Here is a 22,907-nt window from a genome sequence, read left to right on the forward strand (position 1 = left end):
GCCCCGGCCGGGGGCCCGGGGGTTGTCCCCCGGACAGACACAGCATGGAGAAGCTCGTGGAGCTGGGCGCGAAGGTGGAACTGCCGGGCAAAGCACTGAGCTGACCCAGCCGCCCTCACTCCGGCCCACGGCCGGGGGCCCGCGTCCGGCAGAACAGGCCGTACGCGGGCGGCGGACGGGCGGCAGGCGTCGCAGACGCCAATGGGGCGGTCCCCGACGAGGGGACCGCCCCCTTGGCGTCACTGCGGCCCGGCGGGCCCGAAAGGTGCCCTGAGGGCCTCGTACGCCGTCCCGCGGCGTACGGGGGGCGAGGTCACTTGCCCTTGGCGGCTTCCTTGAGCTTGCTGCCCGCGGAGACCTTCACGCTGTAGCCCTCCGGGATCTGGATCGGCTCGCCGGTCTGCGGGTTCCGCGCCGTGCGAGCGGCACGCTTGGTGCGCTCGAACGTGAGGAAGCCCGGGATGGTGACCTTCTCGTCCCCCTTGGAGACGACATCGCCGACGATGTCGGCGAACGCGGCCAGCACGGCGTCGGCGTCCTTGCGGGTCACCTCGGCCCGGTCGGCCAGCGCGGCCACCAGCTCACTGCGGTTCATGTTGTTACTCCCGTGTTCTTCTTGCCATTGAGGCGTGCCACGCGGCGAAGCCGCATGTCGGGCACGGCGAAGCCGATGCTGCCAGGTTCCTCGGTGGGTCCCCGGCCCCGGGTCCCGTGGTCGGACCCCCGCGTCCCGGGGTCTCCCGGACGCGGTCCTGGGAAAGCATCCTGCCCCCACCTGCTGCGGGAAAGCCAATCCGGCACCCCCGTGAGGTGCGAGTACACCCGTGGGAGTCACACGAAGAGCGCCACGGCGCCGTGCGCGGTGACGCTCCGTCCGCTCCCGACGGCGCAGCGTCCGCTTCCGGTGGCGCGGCCCGGGGGCCCCGGGGCCCTGGCCAAGCCGCCACCTTAAGGGCGGGCCCGGCACGAGCGGGTGCGCGACGCGCCGGTGGCGGGCCGCCGTGGCCATCATCACAGCCGCCCGGGGCGGGGTGCCCGCGGGGCGGCGGTGCGGCGAGGCCGGGCGCCGGCTCTCCGCCGGCCGCCCCCGGGCGCCGGCTCTCTCCGCCGGCGGCCTACGACGCCGTCGCCGACGCCCCCGCCGCCTTGACGGCCTCGCGCACCGCGCCGGCGACCGCTCCGGCGACCTTGTCGTTGAAGACGCTGGGCACGATGTAGTTCGGGTTCAGCTCGTCCTCGGTGACCACGCCGGCCAGGGCCTGGGCGGCCGCGAGCATCATCTCGGTGCTGACGGTGCGGGACTGGGCGTCCAGCAGGCCGCGGAAGACGCCCGGGAAGACCAGCACGTTGTTGATCTGGTTGGGGAAGTCGGAGCGGCCGGTGGCGACGACGGCCGCGGTCTGGCGGGCGACGGCCGGGTCGATCTCGGGGTCGGGGTTGGCGAGGGCGAACACGATGGCGTCGTCGGCCATGGCGGCCACGTCCTCGCCGTCGAGGACGTTGGGGGCGGAGACGCCGATGAAGACGTCGGCGCCGCGCACGGCCTCCTTGAGGGTGCCGGTGAGGTTCTCGGGGTTGGTGTTGTCGGCGATCCAGCGCAGCGCGGAGTCGGGCGCGGCGTCGACGAGGTCGGGGCGGCCGGCGTGGACGACGCCGTGGATGTCGGCGACAACGGCGTTCTTCACGCCCGCGGCGAGCAGCAGCCTGAGGATCGCGGTACCGGCCGCGCCGGCGCCGGACATGACGACGCGGACGCTGTGGATGTCCTTGCCGACGACGCGCAGGGCGTTGGTGAGGGCGGCGAGGACGACGATGGCGGTGCCGTGCTGGTCGTCGTGGAAGACGGGGATGTCGAGGGCCTCGCGCAGCCGGGCCTCGATCTCGAAGCAGCGCGGTGCGGAGATGTCCTCGAGGTTGATGCCGGCGAAGCCGGGGGCGATGGCCTTGACGATCTCGACGATGGCGTCGGTGTCCTGGGTGTCGAGGCAGATCGGCCAGGCGTCGATGCCGGCGAACCGCTTGAACAGGGCCGCCTTGCCCTCCATGACCGGCAGGGCCGCCTTGGGGCCGATGTTGCCCAGGCCCAGCACCGCCGAGCCGTCGGTGACGACGGCGACGGAGTTGCGCTTGATGGTGAGGCGGCGGGCGTCCTCGGGGTTGTCGGCGATGGCCATGCAGACGCGGGCCACACCCGGCGTGTAGACCATGGACAGGTCGTCACGGTTGCGGATGGGGTGCTTGGACTGCATCTCGATCTTGCCGCCGAGGTGCATGAGGAACGTACGGTCCGAGACCTTGCCCAGCGTGACGCCCTCGATGCCGCGGAGCTTCTCGACGATCTCCTGCGCGTGCGAGGTGGAGGTGGCCGCGATGGTGACGTCGATGCGGAGCTTCTCATGGCCGGACGCGGTGACGTCGAGGCCGGTCACCGAGCCTCCGGAGGACTCCACGGCGGTGGTGAGCTGCGAGACGGCGGTTCCGCTCGCGGGCACCTCCAGCCGAATGGTCATCGAGTAGGAGACGCTGGGCGCCGTTGCCATGGCCGACTTCCTCTGCTTTCACCGTTTCGCTGCGTGTAGCTGCGTGTTCGAGCGTTGTGCCGTCCGATCGTCGCACCTACCGTCGAGTAGCTGGTAGCCGGGCCGTATTGCGAACGTTTTGTTCACGTGCCGGGGCGGCGAAGGAGGCGGGGAGAGAACGGCGGGAACCGGCGGGAAAGCAGCGGGAAACCGGCAGGGGCCCGTGACTCCCACGAACCGAACCCCGTGCACACCCGCACACCCGCGCGCAACCGCACGTGAGGAGGCCCACGCCACCGCGTGGCGTGGGCCTCCTCATGCGTTCAGCGACACCGACCCGCCATGCTCGCCTCGCGGCAAGTGGTCGCTCGAAGCGACAAAGGTTGGGCCCGGGGGCTTGGATCGGGCCGGTGCCACACCCAGGCTAACAAACCGATCCGGTAAGGCCATTCCCGTACCGGATGTTCATTTCCGGGGCCATCGGGATAACGCCCTGTCCGCTTCAGGCCGGCAGCAGTCCGGCTGCAGTCCCGCCTCAGTCCCGCAGCAGATCCGGCACCCCGTCCGCGTCGGGTTCGTCCCGTTCGCCCGAGACGACGGTCAGTTGCTGCGTGGCCCGGGTGAGGGCGACGTACAGCACGCGCAGCCCGGCGGGGGACTCGTCGGCGATCTCGGCCGGGGAGACGACGACCGTGGCGTCGTACTCCAGGCCCTTGGCCTCCAGGCTGCCGAGGGCGACGACGCGGTCCCCGAGCCCGGCGAGCCAGCGGGCGGCCTCCGCGCGGCGGTTCATGGCGACGACGACGCCGACGGTGCCCTCGACCTGTTCCAGCAGGCGGGCGGCCTCCGCGCGCACCGTGTGCTCCAGCGAGTCCCCGGCGACGGCGAAGCGGGGCGTCACGCCGGTGCTGCGGACGGCGGTGGGGGGTTCGGTGCCGGGCATGGCCAGGGCGAGGACCTTGGCGGCGAGGTCGGCGATCTCGGCGGGGTTGCGGTAGTTGACGGTGAGCCGGAAGCGGCGGCCGCGCGGCGACAGGCCCGGCGGGCCCGCCTTGACGGGGTGGTGGCGGACGCCGAGGGCCTCGTCGCGGGCCGCGGCGGCCTCGTCGGGGTCGGACCAGGAGGACTGGGCCGGGTCGCCGACGATCGTCCAGGTGGCCTGCCGGCCGCGCCGGCCCACCATGCGCCACTGCAGGGGCGTGAGGTCCTGCGCCTCGTCGACGATGACGTGGGCGTACTCGGTGCGCTCGCGCGCCAGCCGCTCGGCGCGCTCGCGCTGCGACTCCTCGCGCACCGGCATCAGCTCCTCCAGGCCGGTGAGCTGGTCGAGCGGGTCGATCTCGCGTCTGCGGCGCGGCCGGGCCGGCGTGCCGAGGATCGCCTGGAGCTCGTCGAGCAGCGCGATGTCGTGCACGGAGTAGCCCTCCCGCCGCAGCGAGCGGGCCACCCTGCGGACCTCGGCGGGGGTCAGCACGCGCCGGGACCAGCGGCCCAGCCGTTTCTCGTCGGCCATCGCGGCCAGCACGGCCCGCGGGGTCAGTTCGGGCCACCACGCGTCGAGGAACTCGGTGAAGGCGTCCTCGCCGGTGACGTCCTCGTCGAAGGAGGAGCGCAGTTCGGCGGCGAGTTCCGGGTCGTCGTGCCGGGCGGCCGCTCCGGACTTCTCCCACAGGGCGTCCAGCAGCAGTTTGCGGGCGCGCGGGCGCAGCAGGTTGACGGGTGCGGTGCCGCCGAGGGCCGTGTGGCGCACCCGCTCCAGTTCCTCGGCCTCGAGTTCGAGCCGCCGGCCGAAGGCGACGACCCGCAGCCGGGTCGGCGAATCGTTCAGCTCCAGCGCTCCGCGCGCGGCCTTGCGCAGCACCTTCAGCATGCGCAGGGAGCCCTTGACGCGGGCGGTGGACGGGGAGTCGTAGAGCGTGGCCTCCACCCCGACCGTCTCGTGCGCGAGCGAGCCGAGCGCACGGATGGCGACCTGCCCCTCCTCCCCCAGCGACGGCAGCACGCCCTCGGTGTAGGAGACCAGCAGCGGTGTCGGGGAGACGATCAGGATGCCGCCCGCGTAGCGGCGCCGGTCCTGGTAGAGCAGGTACGCCGCCCGGTGCAGGGCGACGGCCGTCTTGCCGGTGCCGGGGCCGCCCTCGACGTACGTCACCGAGGCGGCGGGGGCGCGAATCACGCGGTCCTGCTCGGCCTGGATGGAGGCGACGATGTCCCGCATGGTGTGCGTGCGGGCCCGGCCCAGCGCGGCCATCAGGGCGCCGTCGCCGATGACGGCCAGTTCCCGTCCGTCCAGGTAGGCCTTGATCTCCGGGCGCATCAGGTCGTCCTCGACGCCGAGGACGCGCCGTCCCTTGGAACGGATGACGCGGCGCCGCACGACCCGCCCGGGGGCGACCGGCGTGGCGCGGTAGAAGGGGGCCGCGGCCGGCGCGCGCCAGTCGATGACCAGCGGCGCGTAGTTCTCGTCGAGGACGCCGATGCGGCCGATGTGCAGGGTCTCGGCGATGTCGGCGGTGCCGTCCTCGCGCACCGCGCCCTCGGCGGGCTCGACGGCGGTGTACGCGCCGTCCGGGCCCTTCTTGCCGTCCTTGCCGCGCAGCAGGTCGATGCGGCCGAAGAGGAAGTCCTCGAACTCGTTGTTCAGCCGGCTCAGGTGCAGGCCCGCCCGGAAGACCTGCGCGTCCCGCTCGGCCAGCGCGCCGGGCGTGCCGACCTGGCCGCGCCGGACGGCGTCCTGCAGGAGGAACTCCGCCTCGTGGATCTTCTCCTCCAGGCGGCGGTACACCCGGTCGAGGTGTTCCTGTTCGACGCTGATCTCGCGGTCGCGTACGGAGTCGTGTACGTCGGCCTGCCGAGCCTGTGCGGCCACCGGGCCCCCTTCTGACGTGCTGAGCAGCCGTCCACCGTACGCGAAGGGGGGCCCGGGAGGCTACGGGTGGCCGGGGCACGTCTCTTCCGGGCCGCTTCAGGCGGGTGGGGACGCCCGGCCCGCGCGGCCCGAAACGCTTTACGCGGGGGCGCCCGGCCGCGTCACCGGCGACCGCCGACTCCCCCGCGCTTTCACGGCTTTCGCGCTTTTCGCAGCTTCTGCGCGCTTCTCAACTCCCGCACCTTTGACACCTTTGACGCATTTAGCACCTTCGGCGCCTTTGGTGCCTTTGGTGCCTTTGGTGCTTCGGCGGCCCGTTCCGGAAGGCGGGCCTCAGGCGTCGGGCCTCAGGCGTCGACCTCCACCAGCTTCTTCCCGTCGAAGGTCATGACCTCGAAGTGGTCGATCTGGTTGGGGGTGAAGGCGGCGCCGCCCTGGGCGTAGAGCGGTTGCTTCGCCTCCTCCGTCTTGGCGTTCGGGATGCCGTAGCCCTGGGCCGGCACGGACCAGGAGGTCATCGTCTCGCGCTCGCCGTTCTTGCCGACGGCGATCAAGGAGCACTTCAGCGGGCCCTTGACGTTGCTGAGCTGCACGACGCCCCAGGTGCCCCAGTCCTTCTGCGCCATGGCCACGGTCGCCGTGACCTTGGTGCCCGCGTCGGTGGCCGTGACCTTGTCCGGCATCGACTCGAAGGCGGACTTGGCGGGGGCCGCCAGCGGCGTGGCGGTCTGCCCCGAGTCGCCGCCGCTGGTCGCCATGACGGCCACCGGGCCGCCGACGATCAGCGCGGCCGCGGCCGCGACCAGGTAGAAGGAGCGGCGCCGCTTCTGCGCGCGCTTCTCGGCGACCTCGTCGACGAGCTTCTCCACCAGCCGCGGGCTGGGCCTGGCGGACAGCGACTCGCCGAGGGCGGGGGTGCCGCCGTCGGGCATGTCGGCGAGCGCGGCGAGCATCGGCTCCAGGCCGGCCAGCTCGTCCAGTTGCTGGGCACACCACTCGCAGCCGGCGAGGTGCGCCTCGAAAGCGGTTGCTTCGGCGTCGTCGAGGATGCCGAGGGCGTAGGCGCCGACGGTCTCGTGCTCGTTCGGGACCGGTGATCCCTGCATGGGCCGCATGGGTCCAGACATACCCGGACCACCCGCACCGAACCCCTGATGTCCCCCGTATCCATTCATCACGCCGTCACCCCCCGCTCCTCCAGTGCCAGCTTCATCGAACGCAGGGCGTAGAACACCCGGGAGCGGACGGTTCCGCTGGGAATGCCCAGCTTCTCGGCCGCCTCATTGACGGTACGCCCTTTGAAGTACGTCTCGACGAGCACCTCCCGGTGGGCAGGGGTCAGGTCGTCGAGCGCGTCCGACAGCGTCATGAGCCACAGCGCCTTGTCGATCTCGTCCTCCGCGGGGATGACCTCCAGCGGCGACGGATCGACCTCCTGCGGCCGGGCCTGCCGGCTGCGGTGGCCGTCGATGACGATGCGCCGGGCGACCGTCACCAGCCAGGGGCGTACCGAACCGGTTGCTCTGTTGAGCTGACCGGCGTTCTTCCAGGCACGGATGAGCGTTTCCTGCACCACGTCCTCGGCGCGCTGCCGGTCGCCGGCGACGAGACGCAGTACGTACGCGAGCAGGGGGCCGGCGTGCTCGCGGTACAGGGCACGCATCAGCTCCTCGTCAGGTTCCGAGGGCTGAGACATGCGATGTCGGGCCCTCGATCCACGTTCTTTGGCCACGACGGCATCCTTGCGCACGCCCACCTCCGGTGTCCGGGGGTTCCCCCAGTCAGTCGCTCGCCCATGCGGTACGGAAACCGGGTGCCGGATGTTCAAACGGAGGTGACAGTTTTCACGGGGGTGACGTGACGAGGGGGACATGGGTGCACATTCCCGCCGCGCACTCTTTACATTTCCGACACGTCGCCCAAGACCGCAGCCCTTTCCCCCGCGGGACCGCGGGGAAAAGAGGTGTAGCGGAAATCACGTTCTCGGTGACCGTACAGAAAGGACATAGGGGATTCGGGCCCTGCCCCGAGTGATCGTCTCTCAGGTGATCCCCCCTCAAGTGATCGTCTCAAGTGATCGTCTGCGGCGAGGTCTTGACGACGGTTCGCAGGCCGCGCGCCCGGCGCCGGTGGCGGGCCACCCGCTCCCGGTTGCCGCAGGTCTCACTGGAGCACCAGCGGCGCCGGCGTCCCCGGGAGGTGTCGAGGTAGACGATCGGGCAGTTGTCCCCCTCGCACTGGCGCAGCGCGCCCCGCGCGACGGGGTCGGTGAGCAGGTCCACGGCGTCCCGGGCGACGGCCGCGAGCAGCGCGGCGCAGGTGGGCGGCCCGTCCAGCGCCCGCACCAGCGTGCCGTCGGCGGCGCGCACCGCGCGCGGCACCGGGGGTGCGGGGCGGGCGGTGTCGTTGACGCGGACGAGCGCCGTGTCGTACACCGGCCAGGTCCCGGAACCCAGGCCGGCGCGCACCAACCGTCCCACGCAGCCGCGCAGTTCGCGGAAGGCGGGCGGCCAGGAGGGACCGGCGTGCGCCAGCGGCGTCCCCGGCGGGACCAGCCCGGAACCGGCGATCCAGGCGCGCAACGCCCCCACGGAGTCCAGCCGTTCGGCGGGATGGGCGGTGGCGAGCAGGTCCAGGCAGATCCGCCCGGTGTCGAACCGCAGGTCGTACGGGGCCGTGGCCGTCTCCAGTGCCATGTGCCTGTCACCGCCTAGGGGTCACCGCGGTCAGGACGTTCCCGGACTGTTCCCTTCCACAGTGCCTGCCCGGCCCCGGCCGCCGGAACCCCTCGTACCGCCGCGGAGCCTTTATGGGGCCGTCATGGGGCCGTTGCGGGGCCACCGTGGCCGGCACGGAGCCGGGCGGCGCCCGGCCGCCCGGGACGCGCCCTGCCCGGCTCGCCCGGCCGACGGGAGCAGCCCCGCCCCGAAACCCGCCCCCCACCGAACGCCTACGCGTCGGCGTACTTGGTGTCCGCCGAGGGGTCCAGTGCCAGCCGGTAGCCGCGCTTCACCACCGTCTGGATCAGCTTCGGGGCGCCGAGGGCCGTGCGCAGGCGGGCCACGGCGGTCTCGACGGCGTGCTCGTCGCGGCCGGTGCCGGGCAGGGCGCGCAGCAGGTCGGCGCGGGAGACGACCCAGCCGGGCCGGCGGGACAGGGCGCGCAGCAGGGCCATCCCGGCGGGCGGTACGGGCCTGAGCGCGCCGTCGACCAGGACGGCGTGGCCGCGGATCTCGACCCGGTGCCCGGCGACGGGCAGCGCCCGGGCCCGCGCGGGCAGTTCCTGGCACAGCAGCTGGACCAGGGGGCCGATCCGGAAGCGTTCGGGCTGGACGGTGTCGACGCCGCGGGCCTGCAGCGGCAGCGCGGTGACCGGGCCGACGCAGGCGGGCAGGACGTCGTGGCGCAGCGCCGCGAGCAGCTCCGGCACGAGCCCCCGTTCCTCGGCGCGGGACAGCAGGGACGCGGCGGCGGGCGCGCTGGTGAAGGTGACGGCGTCCAGGCCGCGGGAGACGACGGCGTCCAGCAGCCGGTCCAGCGGGCCGAGGTCCTCCGGCGGCATCCACCGGTACACCGGTACGCCGACGACCTCGGCCCCGCCCGCCCGCAGCGCCTCCACGAACCCGGGCAGCGGCTCGCCGTGCAACTGGACGGCGATGCGGCGCCCCTCGACGCCCTCCGCCAGCAGCCGGTCGAGCACCTCGGCCATCGACTCCGACGACGGCGACCACTCCTCGGTCAGCCCCGCGGCGCGGACGGCGCCCTTGACCTTGGGCCCGCGGGCCAGCAGCCGCGCCCCGCGCAGCCGCTCCAGCAGCGCCTCGCCGAGCCCCCACCCGTCGGCGGCCTCGATCCACCCGCGGAACCCGATCGCGGTGGTGGCCACGACCACGTCCGGCACCTGGTCGATGAGGCCCTTGGTCGCCGCGAGCAGTTCCCCGTCGTCGGCGAGCGGCACGATGCGCAGGGCGGGTGCGTGCACGACGGCGGCACCGCGCCGCCGCAGCAGCGCGCCCAGGTCGTCGGCGCGCCGCGCGGCCGTCACGCCCACGGTGAAGCCCGCGAGGGGACCGTGTTCCGGTCGCTGTCCTTCGTCTTCGTCGTACATGGCTCTCGTCCCGCAACTCGAGTCGTGGTCCCTGCGTGCGTGCGCGTACCGGGTGCCGCAATCCGTGGTCCGCAGTGCCGTGGTCCGTGGTGCCGTACTCCGCAGTACCGCGTTCCGCAGTGCCGCAGTCCGCAGTACCGCAGTGCCGCAGTGCCGTACCAAGGACCGTACGGCAGGCGCCGGTCCGCACGCCGACCGAGCCTGTCAACGGCTCGTGACAGGCTCGGTTCCGGTGCGTGTCGCCGGTGTTACGTCACACCTCGGCATGGCTGAGCTGCGGCTTCGCCCCGGCCGTGGGGTCCGCCGGCGCCTGGGCGAGGGGCCGGCGAAGGTATACGGCCCAGGTGACCGCGAAGGCGACGGCGTAGAAGGCGAGGAAGGCGACGAAGGCGCCGGTGCCGGAGCCGTAGGAGAGGAAGGACTGCCGGAAGGCGAGGTTGATGCCGACGCCGCCGAGTGCGCCGACCGCGCCGATCAGCCCCATGGAGGCCCCGGACAGCCGCCGCCCGTACGCCGCGGCCGCCTCGCCCCGAAGCCCCCTGGCGAGGGCCTTGGCCTGGAAGATGCCGGGGATCATCTTGTACGTCGAGCCGTTGCCGAGACCGCTGAGGACGAACAGGGCGACGAACGCGGCGGTGAACAGTGCCAACGACCTCTGCACGGAGGCGACGACCAGGACCGCGGTCGCCGCGCCCATGGCCACGAAGGTGTACAGGGTGATCCGCGCGCCGCCGTACCGGTCGGCCAGCCGGCCGCCCACCGGGCGGATCAGCGAGCCGAGCAGCGGGCCGACGAAGGTGACGTACGCGGCCTGCAGCGGGGTACGGCCGAACTCGTTCTGCAGCACCTGCCCGAAGGCGAAGCTGTAGCCGATGAACGACCCGAACGTGCCGATGTAGAGCAGCGCCATGATCCAGGTGTGGCGGTCCTTCGCCGCGTCCCCGACGGCCCCGGTGTCGTTCCTGACGTTCTCCAGGTTGTCCATGAACAGGGCGGCCAGGACGGCGGCGAGAACGACCAGCGGGATGTAGATCCCCAGCAGCACGCGCGGCCCGCCGCCCGCACCGATGACGGCGAGCGCGACCAGTTGGATCACCGGCACGCCGATGTTGCCGCCCCCGGCGTTGAGCCCGAGCGCCCAGCCCTTCTCGCGCAGCGGGAAGAAGGCGTTGATGTTCGTCATCGACGAGGCGAAGTTGCCGCCGCCGACGCCGGTGAGCAGCCCGACGAGGAGGAAGGTGGTGAAGGAGGTCCCCGGCTCCATCACGACGAAGGCCGCGACCGTCGGGATCAGCAGCAGGCTCGCGGAGACGATCGTCCAGTTCCGCCCGCCGAAGACCGCCACGGCGAAGGTGTACGGGACCCGGACCGCGGCACCGACCAGCGTCACCATCGACGTCAGCAGGAACTTGTCGGCCGGGGTCAGCCCGTACTCCGGGCCCATGAACAGCACCAGCACCGACCACAGCGTCCACACCGAGAACCCGATGTGCTCCGACAGCACGGAGAAGAGCAGGTTGCGGTGGGCGATCCTGCGCCCGGTCCGCTCCCAGAAGACCTCGTCCTCCGGATCCCAGTGCCCGATCCAGCGCCCCCTCCTGGCCCGGCCTTTCCCACCTGAGCCCCTTCCACCTGGGCCCTCCCCTCCCGGGCCCTTCCCCCTCGGTGCGGGGGCTGTACCAGCGGTATCAGCGGCTGTCATGGCGCCTCCACGATGCGACGGGATCAGTGCTCGCTCACTACGGCTTGCTGCGGCTGAGTCCCGACGGTAGGAAGCGCGCGTTTCCTGCCTGTGGCACCGGGTGACCGGCAGGGAACGTTGCTCTCACCCCGGAGGAAGCGGGGATGAGAGGTCCCGCCGGACCCCCGCCCCGCCCCTCGCTTCTTCTCTCGTCCCGACCTCGAACCAGAGCACCTTCCCGGCGCCCCTGTCGAGCAGCCCGTCCCCGACGGCCCAACCGCCCCAGGAGTCGGCGTACTCCTGCACCAGGTGCAGCCCGCGCCCCCGGTCGGCGTCGACCGGGGCGGCGGCCCGGGACTCGCCGGGCGCCCGCCCGAACGGCGCCGGGATGTGCGGGTGGCGGTCCCACACCCCGACCCGCAGCCGTCCCCCGCCCAGCGCGGTGAGCCGCAGCGAGGCGGGACCGGCGGCGTGCAGGTAGGCGTTGGTGACGAGTTCCGAGGTGAGCAGCTCGACGACGTCCACGGCGTCGTGCATCCCGTGCCCGTGCAGGGCCGCCCGTACGGTCATGCGTGCGACCCGTACGGCGCGGGGATCATGGGGCAGGCGGAGGGCGTACACCCAGGTGTCGGGGAGGGATACGGTGCCCATGGGGACCTCCGGAGAGAAAGGGGGGACGGGAATGGCCCGCTCACGGCTGCGCCGAGCGGTGGCATGCCTGGGTCGGTGCGCTTCCGGCTTACGGGTGCGAGCAGTTGAAGCGGTACGGCTCTACGCTAGAGCCCACACGGGAGATGCATCTCCCAAATCCCTGAGATGTACCCACGGTTCCCTCGTGTGAGGGAACCGAGCGCCGCGCCGCGACGCGAAAGGACTCGCCTTGCCGCCCACCAGCAATCCCACGCTGCGCCAACGCCGACTCGGCGCCGAGCTGCGCAAACTCCGTGAGCGAGCCGGGTTCACCGTCACCCAGGCCGCCGCGCACCTGGGCGTCAACCAAGGTCGCGTCAGCATGATCGAGACCGGCCGCAGCCCGCTCAGCGCCGACCGCGTCCGCGCCATGGCATCGGCCTACGACTGTTCCGACGCGGCGCTGATCGACGCTCTGGCCGCGATGACCGGCCGCCGGCAGCGCGGCTGGTGGGAGGAGTACCGGGAGCACCTGCCGGCCGCCCTGGTCGATCTGGCCGAACTCGAGCACCATGCAAAGGCGTTGCGCGTGGCCCTCGCCGTCCACATCCCGGCACTGCTGCAGACCACCGATCACGCCCGCGCCCTCTTCCGGTCCGTGGTGCCGCCCATGCGCCAGTACGAGATCGAGCACCGCCTCACGCACCGTATGAAGCGGCAGGGCATCCTGCACCGGGACGACCCGCCCCCGTACTCGGCGATCATCCACGAGGCGGCTCTGCGTATGGGCTTCGGCGGCCCCAACGTCACGCGCGGCCAGCTCAAACACCTTCTCGACACGAGCGAACTCCCCCACGTCACCATCCGGGTCATCCGCTTCGGCACCGATGGTTACCCGAGCACCGGCCAGTCGTTCGACTACATCGAGGGCCCTGTCCCCCAACTCGACACCGTGCAACTCGACACCCATCACGGGGGCTGCGGATTCCTTGATGCGGAGGCTCAGTTGAGCAAGTACCGTGCCGTCTTGGATCACATGGAGTCCTGCGCCCTCAGCCCCGCGGCATCACGCGATTTCATCCACCACCTGGTCAACAGCATCTGAGAGGCCCATCGTGCAGCCCACCGTCTGGAAGAAGTCCACGTACAGCGGCGACAGTTCCAACTGCGTCGAAGTAGCCGCCACCCCCACCCCCACCACCATCCACATCCGCGACTCCAAGACCACGCACGGCCCCCACCTCACCGTCGCCCGCACCACCTGGACGACGTTCCTCGCCTACGCGGCAGTCTCGCTCTCCTCACCGGACCGGTGACGGTGCCGGCCGGAGACGGCTCCAGTACCAGGACCGGGACGAGGTTCTGTCACAACACGACATTGATGTGCCGACCAAGCTGACGGCCTCGGGGAATTGATGATCGTCCTGGTAGGCCGTGACATGGGAGACTCATCCTGCGGTAAGCGGCTGGCCAGTGGCACTCCCGGTCAGCCGGGTGGGCGGGGCGAGGAGGACGCGTGGGTGGGAGCGATCCGCACATCCATGTCGCATCGAAGACGGGCCGCGACGACGCCACCGTCCGCAGCGTGCTGGCATCCACGTTCGGCCTGGTGGGTGACCTGCCGAGCCTCGTCACTACCGGGTGCGGGGTGCAAGTGCCTTACGCGATGACCTCGCCGCATCCGGGCAAAGTCACCTGCCTCGCTTGCCGGGAGCATGCCCGGCGCGAGCACCTGCGCCTCGCGGAGTGGGTCGAGCGCTTGGGCAGCATGCCGGGATCGACCGTCAGCCCCGTCCAGGCGAAGCAAGCCGCAGCCCGGCATCGCGAGCTCGCGGAGAAGTTCGCTGCAGCAGAGGGCTGAGCCGCTTGCGGTCCCGGGTGGCTCGGTGATCGTCCTGGTCGGCCGTGCCATGAGGGGGCCGCACGGATTGGGGGAGTTGTGAAGCCGGCCTGGGCTCGGGCGGCCTGTGCCCATCCTGCCCTGTCCGGTGTCTCTCGTGTGCACTCCGGCGACGGCGAAGTGGTGGGCGGCCTGTGCCTCGTACGCCACCCGCACCGCGCCGGTTGATCGGCCGACGCGCCCTGGCGTCCCCACGTCCAGCGAGCGACGTACGTACCGGCCAACACGGTGTTTCTTCCTACTCCGTTGGCTGCTCGGACGAACGTGTCGATGGCCGGGGTCGGGCGTGCTGTGACGCAGAATGCCGATCATCACGACGTGCGCATTCTTCTCGCCCGCGCCCAGCTCGGCCGCCTCTTGGACATGAGCGAGCACGACACGGTCACCGCCCTGATGATCCCCTTCGGCCAGACCGGCTTCCCCGCCGCAGGACAGCCCATCACCTACGCCCACGGTCTGGACCGCATGGAGTCCAGCGCCCCGCCCGAACCGAAGTCCCGAGACCTCATCCACCGCATCGCCCGAGACCTTTGAGGAGCCCCGCAGTGCCCGAACTCGCCTGGAAGAAGTCCAGTTACAGCGCCGAGGCAGCCAACTGCGTCGAAATAGCCACCACCCCCACCACCGTCCACATCCGCGACTCCAAGACCACGCACGGCCCCCACCTCACCGTCGCCCCCACCACCTGGACGACGTTCCTCGCGCACGCGACCGCCGCCCTGCCCTCATCGGGCGAATGAACCGCCCTCCTGCAAGGAAGCCTGCAAGGAAGCTCCGGGGGCGGCGGCACCGGGACTCACCCCTCTTCGGCCGCCCCACCTCCGCCGACCTGCCCGGCACGGTGGACCACTCGCCGGGCAGGCGCGCGTCCAAGAGGGCGTCTTCGGGGGTGCCGGTGAAGCCGCCGGTGGGCAGGACGGCGTCTTGGTGCTCGTCGGTGCTCGTGAGGTAGAGGGCGTAGCCCCAGGTACTGGCGGATCCTCCGTAGCGCGGACGCATCTGTTCGCCGTCATTCGATCGAGGCGTTTGACAGCGGACCCGGTCGTTCAGGCCTCCTTGTCAGCGAACCTGGTCGCTCTTCGGCCCGATGCCTTTGATCCTGGCCGGAGTTCCGTCCGGGGCGAACGAGTGGTGGAAAGTGAAGGCGTGCGGCGTGGAGCCGTGGTCGTGGAGGTGTTCCAGCCTGGAAACCCCGTCCTGCCAGGTGGGTATCGCGCCGTCGGAGACCCACCAGAACACGTAATTCGGGTGTGCTGTCCGCTCGAACCAGTCATAACGCCTGTTGAGTGCCTCACGGTGCAGGCCGGTGTAGATGGCGTCGAAGGCGAGGCGGAGGCCGGCCCAGAGTGAGAGGGTCGCGGCCAGGGCGACGGTTTCCGCAGTGCGGCCCTTGCCGTACCAGGTCGGTACGGCGAACTCGCCCCACGCACCCCAGTCCAAGTCGAAGTGTGTGCCCCGGTCACCGTCTGCCGCTTCGGCATGAGCGAGGTACCCGGGATGCCGGCTGATCTTCCGGTAGATGGCCTCGCCGCTGTCGTGGAGTTCGCGCGTGAGGGGTGCGGGATCGGCGAGAGGTGACTTCAGGACGCCGAATGTGTACAGCGCAAGACGGGGCATGCGTCTCTCCCTGGTTGGGGGTGCCTGGTGTTGACCCGGTTCGGTGGCTTGGGCACGGGGGCGAGGGTTCGTGGAGCGCGACCAGCTTCATCCCGTCGCGGGTGGCTCAGCTTGAAGGAACTCCTGTGCGACCGTGGGCGATCGCCGAAGACCAGGTGAAGGTAGCCGCCTCCGCGGGCCATGTCGAAGTTGCGTTTTTCCTGTCCAAGTGGCCTCTTGCACAGGTCATTGCGGGGGCTGGGGCGGTGACGGGCGGGGCGGGCTGCGGGGTACCGGTGATCCGCTTCGGCCGATCGGTTCGCCCGCCATGCCCGTCCGCACCCCCTGGCCGATAGCCCCGAGTGCCGCCGCCTGGCCCGCCAGGCACGGTGCCTTCGCTTTCCCCGAACCCCGTCCCCGAACCCGGGATCCAGCACTTCCCACACGAGTCGCTGCGCGGATTCCGCCCGTACCCGGGGAGCGTTTCGAAGCGCGGTGGCGGACCTCGCCGTGGACCGGGGTGCCGGCGGCGGCTTCGTCCGGCGGGCTACGCTGTGCGGTGATGAATACCGGGACGGCATTGCGCCACACACGGATTGGTGACCCGGTGCTCTCTTGAGCGCCGTACGGGCCGGTGCGGGCCCGCTGTGCGATCGAGGGTCCGGCGCTGCCGCGCGGGATCCGCCTCCGTCGTGTTGATCACAGGTTCGACACGTCAACCACGACAGGAGGATTCATGCCCATCGAGACGCTGCAGATTCCCACCGCGGACGGCCTGGCCGACGCCTTCGCCGCCTTACCCGACCGTGGCGAGCGGCACCCGGGAGTGCTGCTGTACACGGACGCCTTCGGCGTGCGGCCCGTGCTGGAGGAGATGGCCCGCGAACTGGCCGGGCACGGGTACTACGTGCTCGTCCCCAACCTCTACTACCGGCACGGCCCGGCACCGGTGACGGAACTTCCCCGGCACATCGGAGAAGAGATCCGGCCCGCGGTCATCGCCCGGCTGATGCCCTTGATCGAGGCGCACACCACCGAACGCGTCCTGCGCGACGCCGACGCCTACCTCAGGTTCCTCACCACCCGGCCCGCGGTCGGCCCCGGGCCGGTCGGCGTGATCGGCTACTGCATAGGCGCCGCCTTGGCGATGCGCACCGCAGCGGCCCATCCCGACCAGGTGGCCGCCGTCGCCGGATTCCACCCCGGCTTCCTGGTGACCGACGCACCCGACAGCCCGCACCGCCACATCCCCAAGCTCACCGCCGAAGTCCACCTCGGCCTCGCCGAGAACGACATGACGCCCGAGGCCATCAGCGAACTCAACCGGGCCCTGGACGCCGCAGGTGTCGACTACACCACCGAGATCTACCCCGAGACCATCCACGGCTTCACCATGTCCGACACCGACGCCTTCGCCCCTTCGGCACTCCAGCACCACTGGGACCGGCTACTCCCCCTCCTCGACCGCACCCTGGCCAACGGCTGAGGCTCCGGCCCGGAAACCGGGCCCGAAGTACACGGCTTCGAAGTCCTGGGGTCTGTCGTTTGGAGGGTCCGGCGTTCAGCGGGTCTGACGGACCGGACGGTCCGAAAGAAAGACCCTGCCACCACGCCGGCCCTGCCTTCACCGGCGCCGTACGCCCCGCCGGTGAAGGCGTTCCGGACCCCACGGAACGTGGCCGACGACGCTCACACGCCCTTCCTCCAGGTCCGAGTCGGCCGGCCGTGCTCGTCCCATGCGCAGTCCTCCAGGAGCGTCATCCCGTCCTCGGCGAACACCTTCCTCGCCGCGAGCACTCCGTTGGGATGCCATTCCTTGAACTCGCCCACGGGCAGCCCGTCCCGCAGCGTTCCCTCGGAACGGAGGGTGCCGTCCCTGTACTCCCTGTTGCACCGACGGATACCGTTGACCGTCGCGGGTGTTCCAGGGACCACCTGCCTGAGGACCGGGTCACGTGAGTCGTCCGCCGAACTTTATCGGCCCTCAGCGCCCGGGCAGTACCTCGTGTAGTTCTTTCAGCGCCCGCTCACCGGGCTGTGCCGCGGTGAGGCGACGGGCAGCCGCAACGGCCCAGGTGGCGTCATGGCGATGGGCAGCGCTGATCAGCAGGGCCAGTTGCAGACCGAGGTCGAAGGATGGCTGCGCCTCCGCCGGCATCGTGATGCCGCTGTCCACTGCCGCCTTGATGGCCGGCAGGCATACGGAGACGAGATCCTGACGAAGCAGCGAGCTGATGTGCCGGTCGTACTGGATCCGATCCGCTGCGCTCAGCAATGCCCCGGCCGCCTGGGCACGCTGTGCGGCCGTCCCACGTTCCTCCACCATGTCGGCGCTGTCGCCCACGGCATCTGCGAGCACGCCGAAGGTGTCGTCCTCGCCGTGCAGCCGGTCGTACGACGCGCCGCGCCACGGCACGGACTCCGGTGAACGGGCGGCTTGCACCACCGTCTCGTAACCGGTCGGATCTCCCCAGCGGGTGAGGGCGACGCAGGCCAGGAAGCGGCCTGCCGGTTCCTCGTCCGCATCCCGGAGGACCTCCCGCAATCCCTCGGTGCGTTCCCGGTAGCCGCCGTCGAGACCGTCACTGATGACGTCGTCGGGAGAGGCGGGCACACCGTCGAAGTCCACGAAGAGCAGGTCGGCGACTCGTGCGCTGGGCTCCCAGGAACCCTTGCTGTCGGGCAATCGGCACTCCTGTGTCCGGGCCTGCGGGCGACGTTCGTACCGGCCGACACGGTGCCGCTTGCCGTTCCACTCCGGCCGAACATTTTCCCGCCGACTGGAACGGCGGGGCGGCGGCAGGAGTGTGTTCAGACGAAGTAGTCCTCCGCATCGGGCGCCAGTCCACCCCTGATGAAGCGATCGAAGGCGTCGAAGTCGTTCTCTCCCAAGAAGTAACCGCCTGTGTGATGCAGCAGGAAGAAGCGTCCTCGCTCGTCCACCAGGACGATCCCGTACTCGGAAGCCTCGTATCCGACGGGGAACAGTTCGACGCCGAGGCCGTTGCCCAGTTCCTTGATCGCCGCAGCGTCCCCGTCGTAACCAATGGTCGGTTTCATCACCCAGGCACAGCCAGGTGTATGGGGTTGGTTCAAGCGGAGCATGCCGTATGAGTGCACGATCCGGACCGCCGCTTCCACAGGTACGAGGGAAGCGCCCTGACGCTCCGAATCCTTCACACGCACCCTGATGAGTTCCTCGGCCGCACGACCGATGTCACGCCCGGGAGACCAGCCGCTCCCTGCAAGCCAGTCGAGCACTTTCCGCGACGGCCACGCCGAAGTCATGCGATGTCCCTCGCTCACGGCGAACATCAGCAGGATGCCACACGAGGTGCCGAACAGCGGCAGCACGTGCTCACGAGCATGGTGGTGTGGTCGGCCGTACCCGTCCCCGCCCGCTGTCCCACCCGTGCCCCGCGTCCGTCTTCAGCGCCCCATACGCCGCCTCCGACCTGCTCGGACCACCGGTACTGCGGGACCGCCTCCGGGTCGATCACGCCCCCACCTCGGCAGATCCACCCTCGGTGCCACCGGCGAGAGCGTTCCGGACACCACGGGACGTGGCCGGCGACGCTCACGCGCCCTTCCGCCAGGTCCGAGTCGGCCGGCCGTGCTCGTCCCATGTGCGGTCCTCCAGAAGCGTCATCCCGTTCTCGGCGAACACCTGCTTCGCCGCGAGCACACCGTTGGGATGCCACCGCTTGAACTCGCCAGAAACAAGTCCCATCCGCATGACGCCTTCGGCGCGCAGGACGCCGTCCTCGTACCACTCACGGTATGGACCATCCGGGTAACCGTCCTTATACATGGCAAGACTCACCCGATGCCCGTTCAGATACTCCTCTGCCTCTCCTGTGAAAGGCTCATCGGCGTAGAGGAGCCGATGATCGTAGTCGATGTCCACTTCGGGATCGCCAACGTTGATGCGCCTCATACTCGTCACCATGGCAGTGGTTCATGGCTGACTGAGGGCCCCGTCCCGTGCTCGTGGGCGGAGCCGCCGAGGATACGGTCGCCGGTGTGGACGGCCGGGGTGTCGCCGCCGGCGTGGACGGTGGACACGTCGTCGCCCGCCCGGCCGGTGTCGCCGAGATCGCGGCCGAGGCTGTTCCCCAGGCGGGGGTGCTGTCCGGCCTGCCGTCGAAGTCCGTACCGAGCAGGAGGCAGAAGCGGCTCACGGCAGACTCACGCTCGAAAGCCGTTATGCCGTACGTCTGAGCCTCCTGCTCACATGCTCGATGAAACGGGCTGCCTCGATCTCGGTGATCTCCACGTGATCGACCTCGTTGTGCCCGAGTTCGCAGCGGCACAGGTACTCGGTCGGCTCCCAGCGAAGGTTGCGGGTGAACGCCTCGTCGTACGTCGTCGCCTCCCGCCCGACCCGGCGGCGCCGCACGATTCCGCGCGGACTGCTGCGAGGGTGTCCTTCATCGATCTTGGCGTAGTAGGTGATCCTGCCCACCGCTCCCTGGTCCAGCGCGTCAAGGGTGAACGGGTCCGTCGTGAGGAACGGCTCGGCGCGGAGGTTCGACTCCAGAGTGCCGTGCGGGATCATCACGCCGTACAGGTCGATGAACTCCTCGACCGAGTAACCGCCGCCCCGCTCGTACATCAGGAGCAGCGGCTCGTACGGATCAGGCAGGTCCGGCAGGTGCAGCAGGTCCGGCGCGTCACGCAGGCCGGGCGGACCGGGTCGCTTGTCGGCCGCCTGCCGAAGGACGGCCCAGCGCACGGCGCCCCGGCAGGTCCGGGCGGTGGACGGCGTGGGCACCTTGCCCGCCAGGAACCGCTCCAGCTCGTCCTCCACCCGGGCGTCGGCCCGGAGACCAAGGGCGAGGAACTCCGTGACATCGAAGAACGGCCATTCCGGCTCCGCGCCGAGTTCCCGCGCCCACAGCGCGGCACGGCGCAGGTACTCCCGCATCAGCAACGCGCGCGAACGAGTATGGGAGACGGCCACGTCCCAGTCGCCGTACCAGTCGACGGACACCAGGCGCTCCAGCAAGGCTGCGGGTGACTCCGTACCCGTGGTCAACGCTCAGTCCTTCGTCCTCATGGCATGCGCCGGCCGCCTACCGCACAAAGAAGTCTTCGGCGTCAGGTGTGTCCACGTTGTTGATGAACCCCGTGAACATCTCATGGGCACCTGAACCGCAGTAGTACGCCCCGGTGTGGTGGAGATAGAAGAACCTCTCCTCTTCGTCCACCAGGAGCAGAGACAAGTCCGGCGTCTCGTACCCCACGGGGAACAGCCGCTGCCCCAGGTTCGCGGCGAGTTCGGCGATGTCCGCGGCATCTCCTTCGTACCCGGCCCTCGGGTCCATGACCAAGGCTCTTTCACCCGACTTCGGGTGCGGGATCCGCAGGAGCCCGTAGCAGCGGATCAGGTCACCGGCCTTCGGGAAGACCGTGAGTGGACACCCTTGACGCTCGGCGTCCCGGAGTCTCCACCTGATCAACTCATCGGCTTGCTCACCGATGTCCCGCTCGGGAAACCAACCGGATTCCGCGAGCCACCGCGCCGGCCCTGCCTTCACCGGGGTCGTACGCGCCGCTGGTGAAGGCGTTCCGGACCCCACGGAACGTGCCCGGCGACGCTCACGCGCCCTTCCGCCAGGTCCGAGTCGGCTGACCGTGCTCGTCCCATTTGTAGTCCTCCAGGAGCGTCATCCCGTTCTCGGCGAACACCTGCTTCGCCGCGAGCACACCGTTGGGGTGCCATTCCTTGAACTCGCCCACGGGCAGCCCGTCCCGCAGTGTTCCCTCGGAACGGAGAGTGCCGTCCTTGTACCACTCACGGGAGGGCCCGTTCTTGTAGCCGTCGATGTAGGTGTCGAGGCTGACAAGGCTCTCGCCGAGGTGCTCGGTCACCTCGCCGGTGAACGGCTCGCCGCGGTAGTACAGCCGCTCCGAGTCATCCATGTCCACTTCGGGATCGTCGATGTCAATGCGCTGCACGGCTGTCATCAGGGAATCCAATTCTCGTCACTCGGCGGGTAGCCGGTGTAGCGACCGTGGGTGCTCGGAACGCCTTCGAGCATATGGTTGCAGTTCGCGCAGAAGGGTGCCGGACGTCCCGGCAAGCCGGTCTCCTTGTGCTTCATGAACGGGAACTCAACCGATGCCCGCAGCTCGGAGAGCGCCTCCGGGCCGTCCGGCAAGCCGCGCTTGGTCCGTTCCCAGAGCAACTGGTTCGCGGCCTTGACCTCCGCGTGGCCGAGAGGGTGGTCCTTGTGCGGCGGCGGATCACCGATGCTCGCATACCGCTCTGCGAGCGTCGGATGGAGCTGATCCTCCGGAATGATGTTGTTCGCCCTTCCGTTGATTCCCTCGAAGATCTGGCCGGTCCGCAGGTCGATGACGGCACCCACGCATTCACCGGCCTCCTTGCGGGAGAAGGTCTGAGCCTCCTTGGCCTGCCTGTAGGCGGCACCCCGCTCCCGGGACAGGTCGTCCAACCAGTCACCGACGGGACGGTTGTCGACGTGCGTGATCAGCCCGGTTTCCGAGTCGACGGTGACACGGTGCTCCGGCAGGGTGCCGAAGTTCTTGTCACCAGGACCGGGAGGCGGCAACGGAGTGTCGTCCTCGACCCGGATCTCTTCGGGAGTGTCCCCGGTGTGCGGAGTCTCGGGGTGATGCTCTCCATGGCCGGCCGATACACCGTCGTGGCCGTGACCGCCGGTGCCCGGATCGTGGTGGGCACCGTCCCCGCCATGGTCGTGCGGAGGCGTCGGCCCGTCGTCCGGAGGGGTCGGGCCGTCATGCGGAGGAGGCGGCCCGTCGTGCGGTGCTGCAGAGGGGTGCGAGCCCGTCGGCGGTTCGTGGCTGGCGGAGGGGCCCGCGCCGTGCTCGTGGGCGGACCCGCCGGGGAGGTGGTCGCCTGCGGTGCCGCCGGGGAGGTGGTCGCCGGTGTGGACGGGCGGGGTGTCGCCGCCCGCGTGGACGGTGGGCATGTCGCTGCCGCCCGCGTGCACGGTGGGGGTGTCGGGGCCGCCGGCGTGGACGGTGGGGGCGGTGGCCGCGTCGTCGCCGATGCGGCCCACGTCGCCGGTGGCGCCGAGGTCGTGGCCGAGGCTGTCGCCCAGGCGCAGGTGCTGTCCGGCCTGCTCGGCGGCGTGCGCACCGACGCCGGCCATTGCCGGCTGCTGGGCCGGGGTGGGGGTGTGCGGCGTGTCCGCGCCCGCGGCCGGGGTGCCGGTCTCGGGCCGGTCGACGAGGTCGGTGGGCGCCTCGTCGGCGTGCTGCACGACGCTGCCGTGTTCGTCGAGGAGGTTGCCCCGGCTGTCCAGGTAGCGGGCCGGGGCGCCCGGCTCGGTGGGCAGCTTGGTGGTGTGCTCGGGGAAGGCCGGGGTGTCGTGCGGCAGGCGCACGGTGCCGTCCGGCAGCCGCGCCGCCCCGGCCGGCAGTGCGGCGCCCTCGGGCAGGTGGACGGTGCCGTCGGGCAGTTTGATCGAGCCCTCGGGCAGGGTGAGGGCGTTCTCCGGCAGCTGGGGGATCTCGATCCGGCCGGCGCCGCGGATGGCCTTGGCGAGGTCGCCGAGTTTGGACAGGCCCGCCCCGGCGGCCTTGCCGACATACGTCATCGGGTCGATGATCCG

24 protein-coding genes and 1 pseudogene are annotated in these 22,907 nt (G+C 70.7%); 7 read left to right on the forward strand and 18 right to left on the reverse strand.

What is annotated here, in order from left to right:
* Positions 1 to 313: 313 nt before the first annotated feature.
* From IE225_RS08835 to IE225_RS08875, 9 genes are all read right to left on the reverse strand, one after another.
* Positions 314 to 595 (reverse strand): HU family DNA-binding protein, encoded by a 282-nt coding sequence (locus tag IE225_RS08835; RefSeq protein WP_190056802.1) that lies wholly within the window; start codon positions 593 to 595, stop codon positions 314 to 316.
* A gap of 520 nt (positions 596 to 1,115) precedes the next feature.
* Positions 1,116 to 2,540: an NAD-dependent malic enzyme gene (locus IE225_RS08840; RefSeq protein WP_190056803.1), complete on the reverse strand. Its 1,425-nt coding sequence runs from the start codon at positions 2,538 to 2,540 to the stop codon at positions 1,116 to 1,118.
* Between the two features lie 514 nt (positions 2,541 to 3,054).
* Entirely contained in the window at positions 3,055 to 5,388 is a 2,334-nt protein-coding gene (locus tag IE225_RS08845) for a HelD family protein (RefSeq protein WP_190056804.1), read from the reverse strand.
* Positions 5,389 to 5,735: 347 nt separating this feature from the next.
* Positions 5,736 to 6,503: an anti-sigma factor family protein gene (locus tag IE225_RS08850; protein WP_308432460.1), complete on the reverse strand. Its 768-nt coding sequence runs from the start codon at positions 6,501 to 6,503 to the stop codon at positions 5,736 to 5,738.
* Positions 6,504 to 6,562: 59 nt separating this feature from the next.
* The gene (locus IE225_RS08855; RefSeq protein WP_190056806.1) at positions 6,563 to 7,084 is read right to left on the reverse strand and encodes a sigma-70 family RNA polymerase sigma factor; all 522 of its coding nucleotides are present in this window, start codon (positions 7,082 to 7,084) and stop codon (positions 6,563 to 6,565) included.
* Between the two features lie 373 nt (positions 7,085 to 7,457).
* Positions 7,458 to 8,084: a CGNR zinc finger domain-containing protein gene (locus IE225_RS08860; protein WP_190056807.1), complete on the reverse strand. Its 627-nt coding sequence runs from the start codon at positions 8,082 to 8,084 to the stop codon at positions 7,458 to 7,460.
* Between the two features lie 254 nt (positions 8,085 to 8,338).
* Entirely contained in the window at positions 8,339 to 9,496 is a 1,158-nt protein-coding gene (locus IE225_RS08865) for a uroporphyrinogen-III synthase (protein WP_190056808.1), read from the reverse strand.
* Positions 9,497 to 9,749: 253 nt separating this feature from the next.
* Positions 9,750 to 11,198 (reverse strand): MFS transporter, encoded by a 1,449-nt coding sequence (locus IE225_RS08870; RefSeq protein WP_190056809.1) that lies wholly within the window; start codon positions 11,196 to 11,198, stop codon positions 9,750 to 9,752.
* Between the two features lie 123 nt (positions 11,199 to 11,321).
* Positions 11,322 to 11,828 carry an ATP-binding protein gene (locus tag IE225_RS08875; RefSeq protein WP_190056810.1) on the reverse strand — a complete coding sequence of 169 codons (507 nt, stop codon included), beginning with the start codon at positions 11,826 to 11,828 and terminating at the stop codon, positions 11,322 to 11,324.
* A 229-nt stretch (positions 11,829 to 12,057) separates the two neighbouring features.
* Between IE225_RS08875 and IE225_RS08880 the strand changes: the two genes are divergently transcribed.
* The 5 genes from IE225_RS08880 to IE225_RS08900 all read left to right on the forward strand — a co-directional run bounded on the left by IE225_RS08880 (position 12,058) and on the right by IE225_RS08900 (position 14,447).
* Positions 12,058 to 12,912, forward strand: coding sequence for a helix-turn-helix domain-containing protein (locus tag IE225_RS08880; RefSeq protein ID WP_190056811.1), 855 nt, complete (start codon positions 12,058 to 12,060; stop codon positions 12,910 to 12,912).
* Between the two features lie 10 nt (positions 12,913 to 12,922).
* Positions 12,923 to 13,123, forward strand: coding sequence for a DUF397 domain-containing protein (locus IE225_RS08885; RefSeq protein WP_229879331.1), 201 nt, complete (start codon positions 12,923 to 12,925; stop codon positions 13,121 to 13,123).
* 200 nt (positions 13,124 to 13,323) lie between these two features.
* Positions 13,324 to 13,668 carry a hypothetical protein gene (locus IE225_RS08890; RefSeq protein ID WP_190056812.1) on the forward strand — a complete coding sequence of 115 codons (345 nt, stop codon included), beginning with the start codon at positions 13,324 to 13,326 and terminating at the stop codon, positions 13,666 to 13,668.
* A gap of 357 nt (positions 13,669 to 14,025) precedes the next feature.
* On the forward strand, positions 14,026 to 14,241 hold the full coding sequence (locus IE225_RS08895; protein ID WP_190056813.1) for a hypothetical protein: 216 nt from the start codon (positions 14,026 to 14,028) through the stop codon (positions 14,239 to 14,241).
* 11 nt (positions 14,242 to 14,252) lie between these two features.
* Entirely contained in the window at positions 14,253 to 14,447 is a 195-nt protein-coding gene (locus tag IE225_RS08900; RefSeq protein ID WP_190056814.1) for a DUF397 domain-containing protein, read from the forward strand.
* A gap of 319 nt (positions 14,448 to 14,766) precedes the next feature.
* On the opposite strand, the gene IE225_RS08905 is transcribed toward IE225_RS08900, so the two are convergent.
* Positions 14,767 to 15,324: a DUF3291 domain-containing protein gene (locus IE225_RS08905; protein WP_190056815.1), complete on the reverse strand. Its 558-nt coding sequence runs from the start codon at positions 15,322 to 15,324 to the stop codon at positions 14,767 to 14,769.
* 715 nt (positions 15,325 to 16,039) lie between these two features.
* Here IE225_RS08905 and IE225_RS08910 point away from each other — a divergent pair.
* Complete coding sequence (locus IE225_RS08910; RefSeq protein WP_190056816.1) at positions 16,040 to 16,789, forward strand: dienelactone hydrolase family protein; 750 nt, start codon at positions 16,040 to 16,042, stop codon at positions 16,787 to 16,789.
* A 203-nt stretch (positions 16,790 to 16,992) separates the two neighbouring features.
* Here IE225_RS08910 and IE225_RS08915 read toward each other — a convergent pair whose 3' ends face one another.
* From IE225_RS08915 to IE225_RS08930, 4 genes are all read right to left on the reverse strand, one after another.
* The gene (locus tag IE225_RS08915; RefSeq protein WP_190056817.1) at positions 16,993 to 17,133 is read right to left on the reverse strand and encodes a hypothetical protein; all 141 of its coding nucleotides are present in this window, start codon (positions 17,131 to 17,133) and stop codon (positions 16,993 to 16,995) included.
* 154 nt (positions 17,134 to 17,287) lie between these two features.
* Positions 17,288 to 17,989, reverse strand: coding sequence for a hypothetical protein (locus tag IE225_RS08920; RefSeq protein ID WP_190056818.1), 702 nt, complete (start codon positions 17,987 to 17,989; stop codon positions 17,288 to 17,290).
* 125 nt (positions 17,990 to 18,114) lie between these two features.
* The gene (locus IE225_RS08925) at positions 18,115 to 18,657 is read right to left on the reverse strand and encodes an SUKH-3 domain-containing protein (RefSeq protein ID WP_229879332.1); all 543 of its coding nucleotides are present in this window, start codon (positions 18,655 to 18,657) and stop codon (positions 18,115 to 18,117) included.
* Between the two features lie 223 nt (positions 18,658 to 18,880).
* On the reverse strand, positions 18,881 to 19,240 hold the full coding sequence (locus IE225_RS08930; RefSeq protein ID WP_190056819.1) for a toxin-antitoxin system YwqK family antitoxin: 360 nt from the start codon (positions 19,238 to 19,240) through the stop codon (positions 18,881 to 18,883).
* Between the two features lie 86 nt (positions 19,241 to 19,326).
* On the opposite strand from IE225_RS08930, the gene IE225_RS08935 reads away from it, so the two are divergent.
* Positions 19,327 to 19,524, forward strand: coding sequence for a hypothetical protein (locus IE225_RS08935; RefSeq protein WP_190056820.1), 198 nt, complete (start codon positions 19,327 to 19,329; stop codon positions 19,522 to 19,524).
* On the opposite strand, the gene IE225_RS08940 is transcribed toward IE225_RS08935, so the two are convergent.
* The 4 genes and pseudogenes from IE225_RS08940 to IE225_RS08955 all read right to left on the reverse strand — a co-directional run.
* Positions 19,508 to 20,341, reverse strand: a complete 834-nt coding sequence (locus IE225_RS08940; protein WP_229879333.1) for a hypothetical protein — start codon at positions 20,339 to 20,341, stop codon at positions 19,508 to 19,510. The two genes, IE225_RS08935 and IE225_RS08940, sit on opposite strands and share 17 nt — an antisense overlap.
* A gap of 37 nt (positions 20,342 to 20,378) precedes the next feature.
* Entirely contained in the window at positions 20,379 to 20,885 is a 507-nt protein-coding gene (locus IE225_RS08945) for an SUKH-3 domain-containing protein (RefSeq protein WP_308432459.1), read from the reverse strand.
* A gap of 19 nt (positions 20,886 to 20,904) precedes the next feature.
* Positions 20,905 to 21,273 (reverse strand): toxin-antitoxin system YwqK family antitoxin, encoded by a 369-nt coding sequence (locus IE225_RS08950; protein WP_190056822.1) that lies wholly within the window; start codon positions 21,271 to 21,273, stop codon positions 20,905 to 20,907.
* A pseudogene (locus IE225_RS08955) lies at positions 21,273 to 22,907 on the reverse strand (YwqJ-related putative deaminase); the annotation flags it as partial. The pseudogene IE225_RS08955 and the gene IE225_RS08950, both read right to left, overlap by 1 nt.

The organism is Streptomyces echinoruber (assembly GCF_014651135.1).
Lineage (GTDB): Bacteria > Actinomycetota > Actinomycetes > Streptomycetales > Streptomycetaceae > Streptomyces > Streptomyces echinoruber.